At 39.5% G+C, this 12,312-nt stretch carries 12 protein-coding genes; 2 read left to right on the forward strand and 10 right to left on the reverse strand.

Annotated elements, in window-relative coordinates:
* Positions 1-5: 5 nt before the first annotated feature.
* From H5088_RS12220 to H5088_RS12230, 3 genes are all read right to left on the reverse strand, one after another.
* Positions 6-731, reverse strand: a complete 726-nt coding sequence (locus H5088_RS12220; protein WP_182752991.1) for a response regulator transcription factor — start codon at positions 729-731, stop codon at positions 6-8.
* A gap of 62 nt (positions 732-793) precedes the next feature.
* On the reverse strand, positions 794-1,528 hold the full coding sequence (locus H5088_RS12225) for a spondin domain-containing protein (protein WP_024607274.1): 735 nt from the start codon (positions 1,526-1,528) through the stop codon (positions 794-796).
* Positions 1,529-1,538: 10 nt separating this feature from the next.
* On the reverse strand, positions 1,539-2,240 hold the full coding sequence (locus tag H5088_RS12230; RefSeq protein ID WP_182721016.1) for a spondin domain-containing protein: 702 nt from the start codon (positions 2,238-2,240) through the stop codon (positions 1,539-1,541).
* Positions 2,241-2,425: 185 nt separating this feature from the next.
* On the opposite strand from H5088_RS12230, the gene H5088_RS12235 reads away from it, so the two are divergent.
* Both H5088_RS12235 and H5088_RS12240 read left to right on the forward strand, forming a co-directional pair.
* Positions 2,426-2,791 (forward strand): DUF4870 domain-containing protein, encoded by a 366-nt coding sequence (locus H5088_RS12235; protein ID WP_182696051.1) that lies wholly within the window; start codon positions 2,426-2,428, stop codon positions 2,789-2,791.
* Positions 2,792-3,019: 228 nt separating this feature from the next.
* Positions 3,020-3,454, forward strand: a complete 435-nt coding sequence (locus H5088_RS12240; RefSeq protein ID WP_182195417.1) for a YqaA family protein — start codon at positions 3,020-3,022, stop codon at positions 3,452-3,454.
* A gap of 16 nt (positions 3,455-3,470) precedes the next feature.
* Here H5088_RS12240 and folX read toward each other — a convergent pair whose 3' ends face one another.
* From folX to ycaO, 7 genes are all read right to left on the reverse strand, one after another.
* Positions 3,471-3,827 carry a dihydroneopterin triphosphate 2'-epimerase gene (folX, locus tag H5088_RS12245; RefSeq protein ID WP_002962340.1) on the reverse strand — a complete coding sequence of 119 codons (357 nt, stop codon included), beginning with the start codon at positions 3,825-3,827 and terminating at the stop codon, positions 3,471-3,473.
* 4 nt (positions 3,828-3,831) lie between these two features.
* The gene (gene folE, locus H5088_RS12250) at positions 3,832-4,386 is read right to left on the reverse strand and encodes a GTP cyclohydrolase I FolE (protein ID WP_002962341.1); all 555 of its coding nucleotides are present in this window, start codon (positions 4,384-4,386) and stop codon (positions 3,832-3,834) included.
* Positions 4,387-4,408: 22 nt separating this feature from the next.
* Positions 4,409-5,128: a dihydromonapterin reductase gene (gene folM, locus H5088_RS12255; RefSeq protein ID WP_182752993.1), complete on the reverse strand. Its 720-nt coding sequence runs from the start codon at positions 5,126-5,128 to the stop codon at positions 4,409-4,411.
* A 223-nt stretch (positions 5,129-5,351) separates the two neighbouring features.
* Positions 5,352-6,182, reverse strand: coding sequence for an ammonia-dependent NAD(+) synthetase (gene nadE, locus H5088_RS12260; RefSeq protein WP_024589633.1), 831 nt, complete (start codon positions 6,180-6,182; stop codon positions 5,352-5,354).
* Positions 6,183-6,250: 68 nt separating this feature from the next.
* A complete protein-coding gene (locus H5088_RS12265; protein ID WP_002962344.1) occupies positions 6,251-6,880 on the reverse strand; it encodes a YceH family protein in 630 nt (209 codons plus the stop codon).
* A gap of 43 nt (positions 6,881-6,923) precedes the next feature.
* Positions 6,924-10,286: an ATP-binding protein gene (locus H5088_RS12270; RefSeq protein WP_182752995.1), complete on the reverse strand. Its 3,363-nt coding sequence runs from the start codon at positions 10,284-10,286 to the stop codon at positions 6,924-6,926.
* A 115-nt stretch (positions 10,287-10,401) separates the two neighbouring features.
* A complete protein-coding gene (gene ycaO / locus H5088_RS12275) occupies positions 10,402-12,162 on the reverse strand; it encodes a 30S ribosomal protein S12 methylthiotransferase accessory factor YcaO (protein ID WP_182195425.1) in 1,761 nt (586 codons plus the stop codon).
* Between the last annotated feature and the right edge of the window lie 150 nt (positions 12,163-12,312).

Consider the following 12,312-nt stretch of genomic DNA (forward strand, 5'->3'; position numbering starts at 1 on the left):
GTGTCTTAATTGAGTTGGCTAGGGTTTAGTTTGTAACCAACACCCCAAACTGTTTCGATGATAGGCGCTTGTTGGTGTTCTTCTAGCTTGGCACGTAAGCGGTTTATATGTGAATTAACCGTGTGCTCGTAACCACTGTGTTGGTAACCCCATACTTTATCGAGTAACTGCTGGCGGCTAAAAACATGATTAGGATGGCGTGCAAAGTAAACGAGTAAATCAAATTCGGTGGCGGTAAGGTTAAGGGCTTGCTTGCCTAAATACACTTGGTGCGAACTAAATTCTATATTGAGTGAGCCTACATTTAGTGTTTGTTCGCTATCAACGGTGGAGTTGTCGTTGTTTTGGCCTGCGAGTAGTTGTGCTCTGTGGCGTAATTGGGTTTTTACTCTGGCTTGTAATTCGCGTGCAAAAAAGGGTTTACAAATATAATCATCGGCGCCCATTTCAAGGCCAATAACTCTGTCCATATCGCTACTAAGCGCGGTGAGTAAAATTACGGAGGTAGTTGGGTAATGCTCTTTTATTTTTCGGCATAAGCTCAAACCATCCATTTGGGGTAAGTTTATATCGAGTAAAATAAGTCCGTAGGGATGCTTAGCTATTTTTTTTAAGGCAAGTTCTGCGCTTACAACATGATCTACATGTAAGTTAAGCGAAGTAAGTTGTGTGGTAATTAATTTACCTATTTCTCTGTCGTCTTCTACTACTAATATTTTTTCGTGACGCATGTATTACCTCGTAAAAAGGGGGGCATCCGTGCTCCCTTACTTCCCCATTACAAGCTGGAACGTTACTGCGTGCGCGTAATTACTATTTTCGATACTGGGTTATCAAACTTATGTTCAACACCAAGTGCTGATGTAGATAATCCATCTTGATTTGAAACAATGCCTGGATGCATCGTTATTATATCGGCTGTATCGTCACGTATTTCGTTAAACCCTTCACCGCTAGCGGCAGGACCTGGCACAGTTTCAGCTGTTTCTGTATTTGCTTCCGTACCCGCATCATAAGCTGTCGTAGTGCGTGATAACGAGCCGCCAACTTCTAATGTTGATACATCTAAAGAACTAAGACCGGTAAAAGCATCATTTGTATTCCCAAGCATGGCAGCAAATGACAAATTAAGCGTTTCTTGCTCTTCAACAGTAATGATTACTGTGGTGGTTTCACCAGGGCCAATAGCGCCTTCAGCTGAAACTGCAGCAAGTGCACTTTCGTAGCTGAGGTATTCTTCATTTGCACCGCTTTCTGCAAGCATTTCTAAGCCAACAGAAGCTGTTGTACCGAAGGTCCAAGGTGCTTCATCTTCAAAAGCAATGACAGAGAGTGGTGACAAAGGCTGTCCTGCAGTTAAGTTACTAAAAGTAATAGTAAACTCACTGATCACAGGTTCTACAACAATTGGCTCAACAACGACCGGCTCTTCAACAACTGGGTCGTTATCATTATCGCTACACGCTGCAAGTGTGGTTGCAAGTGCAAGCACTAGTAGACTTTTTTTAAGGTTGTTAGCAGATGACATAATCATGCTCCTACTTAACTGTAACGGTTAATTGTGCTACTGGGTTTAACCATCTGTGTACTGTATTACTTAAATCGCTATTACCCGCTTCTAAATCGTCATCACCTAAGCTACCCGGGTGAATATGAATGTTAGTATTTGTATCACCACTTAATACACCTGTACCGCCAGTGCCAGCGTCGCCACCTGGAGCAGCAGGAATACCCGGAGTACCTGGTGCGCCAGAGCCTTCAACTACAAGCTCATTGTTTTGTTCTGTGCCTGCATCGTAAGCATTTAAATTAATAGTGTAAGTACCCGCTTCTGTTGGTATTTTCCAACTGTTTAAGCCTATAAAGCCATCATTAGTTGGTAGCATCATTGCAGTTAAAGATAGGTACTCATTACCGTCGGTCGTGCTCAGTGTTGCCGTTGTAGATGCGGCTGGTGCAAGTAAACCTTCAGCTGGGTTTGCAGCCATATCACTACCCGCAGCAGTTGCTTGTGCAACTAACTCTTCAATATTGCCGCCTTCAGCCATTGTTTGTAGTGCTGTAGATGCTTGCGTTGCTACTTCAAACAGTGTGTCTTCGCTGTTGTGTGCTGTGATTAACAGTGGAGTAAAGTGAATACCTTTGGTTAGGTTAGTAACTTTTAGGTCTAATTCTGCGGCCATAGTCGATTGGCTAGCTGCCGCTAAAAGAATTGCGATTGTTAATGTAGAAGTTTTCATTATTATTTCCTGTAAGTGATGATTCGAGTTAAGTATTGAATAATCGTCTCCAGAAACCCTCACAAACTTATCACTTTTTTATCACAAGATTGCACGCTGTGATTTTTAAACATAAATACGTTGGTTGATTTGTAGACATTTGTTTAGTTAAGAGGCAACATACATAAAACAAAAAGGAGAGTGTTATGGAAGAAAATCAGCAGGTTGAACCAGTTAATAAAGATGACCGTACGTGGGCTATGTTATGCCATTTAAGTGCGCTTGCTGGGTTTGTTGTGCCGTTTGGCTCAATAATTGGGCCATTAATTGTGTGGTTAATTAAAAGAGATGAAATGCCAATTGTTGACGTGCACGGTAAAAAGGCGCTTAACTTTCAAATAACGATGGCAATTGCATATGTAGTTTGTTTTGTACTGATGTTTGTAGCAATCGGCTTAATATTACTACCTATAGTGGCAATTTTTGGGTTTGTAATGGTTGTAATGGCAAGTATTAAAGCTAATGAAGGTAAAGAGTTTAATTACCCGTTTAGTTTAAATTTGATAAAATAAACACACAGTTTATTTTTATACCAATTGCATTAAATTAGTGACCTATTATAGCGATAAGAAAATAGCTCAATAACAAGGCTAAAATTATGATACATAGTTGTTCTATATAAATAATTTTTAACGTAGTTAGTGAGTTATTTAATACGCTAGAATGATCATGTTTTTAATAAAATTGGTATTATAAACCCAGCTATAGGCTGGGTTTTTACGTTTAGCCATAAGGGCATTATGCTTTATCTCACGTTATTTATTAGCGCATTTATATCTGCGACATTACTGCCTAGCTCTTCTGAGGTGATAATGGTGGGAATGATTACTCAAGATAAAGTTAATTTATGGCTTATGTGGTGCGTAGCAACACTTGGAAATGTGTTAGGGAGCTGTGTTAATTACTGGTTAGGCACGCAGGTACTGCGTTTTAAAGATAAAAAATGGTTTCCTGTATCGCAAAAAGGGCTTGATAGCGCACAAAAGCAATTTAACAAATATGGAGTGTATAGTTTGTTATTTGCTTGGTTGCCGGTTGTGGGAGATCCATTAACGGTGATTGGAGGCATATTTAAAGTACGATTTAGTACCTTTTTACTGTTAGTAACACTAGGCAAAGGCGCTCGCTATTTAGCGGTTATCGCCCTTGCCGTAGGATTCGAAAAGCTTTTTTAAATAAGTTTTTAAGTGCTTATTTAGCCCAATCAAGCGTTAACGACACTGAGTCGGCAAAACGCAGTGCATGTGGTTTATCAACACGTGCTTTAGCGTAATGAACGCTTGGGTGCGCGTGACAAACGGCAAGAATTTCAGCAACTAATTTTTCGAGCAGTAAAAAGTGCCCTTGCTCTACTAAGCTAATAACTTCTTTGGTGATCACTTTGTAATTAAGTGCTTGGTCAACTTCATCCGTTTTACACGCATCATCAGCAGGGTAGTGAATCTCTAGATTGATCACTACATCTTGCTTTTTCTCACGCTCATCGGGGTTAAAGCCAATAAACGTACGCAGGCGCAAATTAGTAACGTTAATAATTGCATTAGCCATAGGGTTAACCTTTTATAAGCTGCAAAAATTCGTTACGTGTTTTAGGATCGCTTCTAAAGTTACCTAACATTACTGATGTACGCATGCTTGAATTTTGCTTTTCTACACCACGCATCATCATACACATGTGTTTTGCCTCAACAATAACGCCTACGCCTTTAGCGCCAGTAACTTCTTCGACTGCTTTAGCGATTTGATGCGTTAACTGTTCTTGAATTTGAAAGCGACGTGAAAACATATCAACAATACGTGCAAATTTAGACAAGCCTAATACTTTACCGTTTGGAATATAAGCAATATGGCAACGACCAATAAAAGGCAGTAAATGATGCTCACACATAGAGTAAAGCTCTATATCTTGCACTAAAACCATATCGTCAGCATCAGACGTAAATACTGCTTTATTGGTTATCTCATCAAGCGTTTGGCGATACCCTTGCGTTAAATATTCCATTGCTTTTGCAGCACGTTTTGGCGTATCAAGTAAGCCTTCGCGGTTAGCATCTTCGCCTACAGCGGTGATGATTTTTTCATAACTTTCTTTTAATTCATTGTGCATAAATATCTCAGTTAATTTATATTTACTTTAAATGACGACCGCCATCAATAGGCAAAGAGCGCCCTGTGATGTAGTGGCTTTGTAATAGTAAATCAATGCTATTGATAATTTCTTGGCATCCGGGTTCAATGCCCATTAATGATTTTTTAAGGGTCTTAGCTCGATATTGCTCATCGTCATGTTCATTAAAAATAATGAGCGATGGAGCAACCGAGTTCACTTTTATATTTGGCGCATATTTAGCGCTAAACGATTTGGTTAGGTTGTCGAGTGCTGCTTTACTTGCTGCATAAGCTAAGTGTTTAGGGCTGCCTGTTTCAACTACATAATCAGTAAGGTGTATTATATCGGCAGGTACTTTTTCATTTTGCTGATAGTTTAAAAGCAGCTCTGCGCACATTAAATTAATTAAATACGGTGTTTTGGCATGTACTCGCATCATATTATCAAACAGTGCTGCAAAGTCAGGGTTGTTAGCTTCGCAGTCCCAGCTTGATGCGTTATGAACAATAGCGCGCAGCGATGTTGTATGCTCTTTAAGCGTATTTATAAATGTACTAATACCTTCATCGGTACTAAAATCGGCATAAATACATACAGCGCCTTGTTGCTCTAATTTATCAACAGCGGCGTGACGAGTACGATACGTGATAATAATACTCTGCCCTTGGGCTATATGATGCTGAGCGAGTGCTAAACCAATACGTTGGCCTGCGCCGGTAATTAAAATGGGCGATGTCATATAAGGCAGTGTTCTCTTTGGCGGGTAGTTATACCAATATAATTAAAAATATCATCATTCTATCGCTATTTCATAGGGCTATAATAGCTCACTAATTTAATGCAATTGGTATTATAAAATTCAAAGCGTTAATTTATTAAAATATACGCAGCTTCTTAATCTGTCGATCAAAAAAGCAATTAATCCTCAAAGGCATTAATTGCTTTATTTTAGCTACTAAACCTTAATCGTAAATTGTCGGAATTGGTTGACGCTTATGTTGTGTACGCGTGTAAATGCTTACAAGCTTTTGTTCAACATCATTAGACACAGGTTTACCTTCTAAAAAGTCATCAATTTGCTCATAGCTCAAACCAAGTGCTTCTTCGTCTGTTAAACCTGGGCGGTCACTTTCTAAATCAGCTGTAGGTGCTTTATCTACCAATAAAGCTGGCGCACCTAGTGCAGTAGCAAGTGCACGAACTTGGCGTTTTGATAAACCAAACAGAGGGGCTAAATCGCACGCGCCGTCACCAAATTTAGTATAAAAACCAGTAATGTTTTCAGCACTATGATCGGTACCCACTACTAAGCCTTGGCAAAAACCTGCAATTTCGTACTGAGCAACCATACGTTGACGCGCTTTAACATTACCTTTAATAAAATCTATTTGAGCTTGCTCAGGCAGTGCTTCACCACAGCCAACTACGGCAGCTATCGCTTGCTCATGCAATGCATCAGCCGCAGGTTGTACGTTTACGGTCATACGTTTACTTGGCTGAATAAAATCAACCGCCATTTGTGCTTCATCTTCGTCAGCTTGTACACCATAAGGTAGGCGCACTGCAATAAACTGATACTTGTCAGTATCGTGTTCTTTATTTAGCTCGTTTACAGCAAGTTGACATAAGCGGCCGCAGGTTGATGAGTCAACACCACCGCTAATACCCAGTACTAACGAGCGTGAATGAGCTGCTACCAAACGTGTTTTAATAAAATTAACTCGGCGAGTTATCTCAGCATTTACATCAATCGTTGGCTGAACCTTCATTTCAGCCATAATTTCGGCGCGCATTGCCAGCTCCTTATAAAATTTAATATGTGATACGCAATAAACTTATTATGTGATTTAGTTTTAGTTAATTAAAGTTTTAAATGAGCTTTTATTTGGCGAAGCTCTGCTTTTAATTTTTCTACTTCTTCAAGTAAATCGCTTAATTCTTTGTCTTTAATTACTTCGCTTGGTAGAGCAACAAAGGCATCGGCGGGATTATTTTGTTGTTCGCCAAATAAATGAATATATCGGCTGTCACGTTTTCCAGCTTCACGCTCTAGCTTTGTGACGTACTCGCTTTCAATCAGTTTATTGAGCGCTGCCTCTACTTCATTTACGTTATTAAAATCAGCAAGCCTAGCACTGCGGGTTCTTAATTCACCAGGGGTTTGAGCACCACGCAAAAGTAACAAACAAACAATGGCACGCTGCTGAGCAGAAAATTGCAGATTACTAAATTCAGTGTTGCAAAAGCGGTGATCGTATTTATTTACGCGACCCGAAAGACCTTCATCTATTGTAACCAAACGCATTTCTATTAGTTCATCAAGTGCGTTTTGCACGTCTTCATCTGTAAGACTTAACACAGGATCGCGGTTAGACTTTTGGTTACATGCGTTCACGAGAGCGTTTAACGATAGCGGATAATGCTCTGGCGTCGTGCTTTGTTTTTCTAATAGGCAACCAAGAATACGTTGTTGATTTGTTGATAACTGCATAAATAATCTCAAATTAGTAAGCGTATTTTATTAGCTTACACCTTTATTGAATGCCAAGCCATTGTTGAAGCTTTGGTTGTAATGCTGCTAAATCGAGAGGCTTACTTAAATAGTCGTTCATGCCTGCGGCTAGGCATTTTTCTTTATCGCCCTGCATGGCATTGGCTGTTAGCGCAATAATAGTAATATTTTCATTATCTTTACCAGCATCACCTTCTCTAATGGCTTTAGTGGCCTGGTAGCCATCCATTTCGGGCATTTGGCAATCCATTAAAACTAGCTTATATGGTTTACCTTGTTTTGCATTGAGCTTTACAATTGCCTCAAGGCCATTTTCGGCAATATCAAAAGTAACACCCGCCTGCTTTAATAGCGCAGAGGCAACCACTTGGTTTATTTTATTGTCTTCAACAAGCAATAGTTGTGGTTCTGATGAATCGAGTACTGGCGCTTTAGTTAGCTTGTTTTGAAGCTGTGCTTGTTGCTGCTGTTGTTCAATGTATTTATCGTTTGTGAGTGAGTCAAACAAATCAGACGGTGTGAGAGGTTTGAAAATCATACAGTCGACTTCCATACCTACTTTAGACTCCTCAGACGAATAACTCATTGGCGCCATAATAACTAACTTGCAACTATGCATATTTATAAAGTTTTTAAGCGCGGTGATATGCGTTTTTGGGGCTTTTTCAAAAAAGTAGTAATCAACTAAAATAGCACCAGGGTGGGTGGTTACATTACTTAAGTAATCATCAACCTCAAGATAGTTATGTATACAATTAACTTTTGCACCCCAAACAGTGAGCTGCTTATTAGCGGTGTTAGCATTTAACGAGCACTCATCAATAATTAAAATATGTTTGTTTTTAATTAAATGACTCGGTAAATCTTGTTCTTTACTTAAGCGCGGTTGTATTTGTACTGTGAAAGAAAATGTACTTCCTTCACCTTGCATACTGTTTACACTCACTTCACCGTTCATCAGTTCGCACAATTGTTTTACTATGGCAAGGCCAAGCCCTGTGCCCCCAAATTGGCGTGTTGTTGAAGCATCGGCTTGTGTGAATGAGTCAAATAACGACGCTTGTTTTTTAGGGTCAATACCAATACCAGTATCAATAATCGAACATTGAAGGAACGAGCCATCCGTTGTTTCATCTATTCTGGCAGTAATGACTACTTCGCCATCAATAGTAAATTTAACCGCGTTGCCAATTAAGTTATTTAAAATTTGGCGCAAGCGGTTAGGGTCACTAATTATCTCGCTAACAGTTATTTGAGTAGCATCTAGAATAAGTTTTGTATTGTTTTGTTCTACCTTTAAAGCAAAGGACTCCACCACTTCGCCTAATAACCGAGGTAAATTAAATTGCACGTTTTCAATATCGAGCTTACCGGCTTCAATTTTAGAAAAGTCTAATATGTCATTAATTATATTAAGCAAAGATTGAGCTGATGATTGAGCAAGTTCTATATGATGTTTTTGCTGTAGGTCCAATTGAGTTTGCTTAATTATGTTAAGCATCCCTAAAACACCGTTCATTGGGGTGCGAATTTCGTGGCTCATACTCGCTAAAAATTCACTTTTAGCTTTAACAGCTTGTTCGGCGGTTTCTTTGGCAGAAACTAGTTTTTGTTCGGTTTCAATTCGCTGTTGGCTTGAGTGCAAGCTGCCTATTAACGCTGCAACGGCAATTAAAAAGCTTTCTTCGTTTTTAGACCAGTGGCGTTTTGATTGACATTGCTCTGCGCAGACGACTCCTATAGCGCCACTTCCCGCAGGAATTATTACGCACAGCATTGATTTAATCTCGAGAGTCATTAAATACTGTTCTTTAATTGGCTCGAGTATTGGGTGTTCTTGGGCGTCAGGCACATTAAATACAGGCTGGTGATCTATTGCATTAAAAAAGCCGGGAAGATTTTTTCTTAGCCAAATAGAGTCAATTTTATCACTAGACGAATGTTTGCTATGTATGGCAAAAGGGCTTAGTTGGGATTTGTCTTCATTAAAAAACCAAATACTGGCACGTTTAATATCAAATGCTTGGCAGATTGCTTCAGTGATAATGTCTTTTGATTGGCTCAGCTGCCCAGTTAATATTAATTTATTAACGGTAAGGGAAGCTAAAATTTCGTTGTGTAATGCTGTTTTATTATTTTCTAATTCAATCTTTTTACGGGTATCAATATTCTGTAATGAGCCAAAAATACGTGTGCATCGTCCATTTTTTCGTTCTGCTTCACCATGTACGAGTACCCAAACAGATTCACCTTCTTCATCCATTACTTCTAATTCAACTTCGTAGCTTTCACCATATTTTATGGCTCGTTCAATTAAAGGTTTAATTGTTTCTCTGCTAGTGCCTTTTTTAAAGTAATTTAAATCTTTAGGCCATTCTGGTTGGCTATTTAATGGGTATTTAAATAGTTTTTTGGTCATATCAGACCAATACACTTGTTTCGTTTCTAAGTTAAATGACCATGCGCCTATTTGGGCTAGATCACTCATTGCCTCAAGCATTTTTTCGTTTTGTTGCTGACGATTAAGCATTTTCAAAAAGAATAAAAAGGCCCAAATTAATAATCCGCAAATAATAATAATTGATAGCCTAAGTGGCCATACAGCTGAATTTGGTGGGCTCCAACCTATTTTAGGTGCTACGTAAAGTTGCCAATTGCCACCTTGAAAGCTTAACGTAAACTCAAGGGGGTCTTGCTCTATTATGTTTTGATTACCGTAAAAAAACTCCCCTTTGCTGCCAAGTCCATGCCTGCCTTGTAAAGCGACGTTGTATTCTTTTTCTAGCTCATAAATACCTGAATTTTCATAGACTTTGTCAATGTTGAGAACAACTGAAAGTAATCCCCAAAAGCGATTTTCTGGCGGTATGTAAACAGGAACGCGGGCTATAAGTGCTATGTCACCTTGGATTAATTTTAATGGGCCAGCCATTACAATGGTATTTGTATCGCGAGCTCTAATAGCATCAGCGCGTTGGTTTTTTTCTTCTAAAAAGTTTAAACCGAGTGCTTTTTCATTACCTTTTAAGGGGTAAGTCATACGAATTACCATATCGGGAGCGCCACCAATATTGCGAAGCTCATTTGAGGTTTTAAATAGTGGTTGGGCAATTTGTTCAAACTGTGTTTGCTGTAAATCAGGCTGCGCCGCTACGGCAACACCTAAGCCTCGAACTAGTTGGATATTAGAAACTAAAATAGATTCTAATTGAGCTCGATATGTACTTACTTCAGAAAGAATTTGTAGGCGATGAGCATCTTTAACACGATTGTAGTTAATACGATCAAGTACGATACCAACTAGTACAGTTAGCGTAAGCGATAACCAAAAGGTCAACTTAAAGTTATGAACGTTCGTTTTTTTATTGTTAGTAGATGGTGGCATTAGCTACATCGTGGCGTTAATTTAGGCAAATTAACTATAGCTAATTTATTACACAAATGAAAACGGCGCATTAACAAATGCGCCGTTTATTTTTTATAATTAGTAGTTTAGCGAGTTACGAGTCGCTAACTTCACGCGCCCAGTGATTTTGCTTTGCTACATGTAGCTTGCGGTAACCATCAAGTAGCGCCGCATGCTTTTTAAAGCCTTCAAGCGATAAACCAGGGAAAGTTAAACCGTTAAACTGCTTTTTACCTTCGGCAATTTCTATAGCCAGCGCTACATTATTAGCACCAAACATTAAGCCTAGTGCATCTTGGTAATCTGCGTATTCGCGCTCGTCATCGTATTTAATTTCAAGAACTGCTTTTAAACAGCGGAAGTGGCGCATTGCCTCTTCGTTTACTTGGCCTGTATGAAGTATCCAGTCAACCCAATCAATGGCTTCTTCGCTGCCTGCAGCTAAACATAGGTGCGCTTTAAGCTCACCTATACGCAGAGTGTGCCATGGTGTGTCGGCATCGGTTGCAAGGCCAATAAATTCTGCGGCGCGGATAATATCGCTGTGGCCTGCTTCTTCAAGGCTGTCGTAAATTTCCATCCATTGCTCTGCATCGTACTGATCAAGCGATAGGAATGTTTCGCGAAATTTTGCGCCTTCGTTGTTGTTACGCCAAATAAGCTCATCAACAGGGTAAATGTCAGACATGCCAGGTACTAAAATACGACATGCGTATACGTTTAGGTGCGTGTAATCCATGATGTAGATATCATGATCCATGCTATGAATTAGGTCAGTACAGAAGTTATATTCTTCTTCAGTTGTTCCGCTAAAGTCCCAGTGTACAAATTCAAAATCAGGTTTTGCACGGAAAAAATCATGCGAAATCAAACCGCTTGAATCAATAAAGTGCAGTTCAATGTTCTCTGGTGTTGCTACTTCATCGTTATCAAATGTTGCAGGTTGGAATACATCTAGCTGGTCAAGACGACGGCCTTGTAGTAACTCAGTCACGGTACGTTCAAGCGCAACTTCAAATGATGGGTGAGCACCAAAAGAAGCAAATACAGAACCATCTGTTGGGTTAATAAGCGTTACGCTCATTACAGGGTATTTACCCCCAAGTGATGCATCGGCAATACGTAAATGAAAGCCATGGCTGCGAAGCTCTTCACACGCTTCGTGAATTTTAGGGTATTGCTTAACAACATCTTCAGGCACGATTGGTAAACAAATACCTTCGGCGATGATGCGGTTTTTAATAGCACGTTCAAATACTTCTGATAAACCTTGTACGCGAGCTTCAAACTTGGTGTTACCTGCGCTCATACCGTTAGATACAAAAATATTACCGATAACGTTTACCGGAATGTATACGTCTTGGTTATCGCGTTGGCGTGTGTATGGCAGGGTACAAATACCACGATCGATATTGCCAGAGTTAAAATCAAAAAGGTGTGATGCGTTTAGTTCGCGCTCTGGGTCAAAGTAATCCCATAAGCTTTCATCCATAATACCCTTTGGCACTTCATCGCCTTCAACTTTAAACCATTTTTCGCTTGGGTAATGAGTAAACTCGCCATTAGCAAATTCTTCACCTAGATAAAAGTCTGCAAAAAAGTAGTTACAGCTTAAACGTTCAAAGTATTCACCGAGTGCTGAAGCAATAGATGCTTTGTCGGTTGCGCCTTTACCATTGGTAAACATAACACCGCAGTCGCTGTCTTTTATATGAACCGAATAACAGTTAGCTACAGGGTTAAGCCAAAGCGCTTCTTCAACATTAATGTTTAGGGCTTTAAGCTTGTTTTGCATGGTAGAGATTGACGATTCTAGGTCGCGGTCTTTACCTTTGATAAATGTTTTTTCAGTCATATTTTACTCAACTAGTTCTGCACGATGTGTGGAGCTGACATTATCGTGGATTTTGATGTTTATTTCACCCTTTGTGAGCAAGAACATTATTATTTAATAAAACTGTGGTTATTATATGTGCTTAACGCTTGGTCAAAACGTGCAAAGGAA

The organism is Pseudoalteromonas sp. SR43-3, from assembly GCF_014163875.1.
Classification (GTDB): Bacteria; Pseudomonadota; Gammaproteobacteria; order Enterobacterales; family Alteromonadaceae; genus Pseudoalteromonas; species Pseudoalteromonas distincta.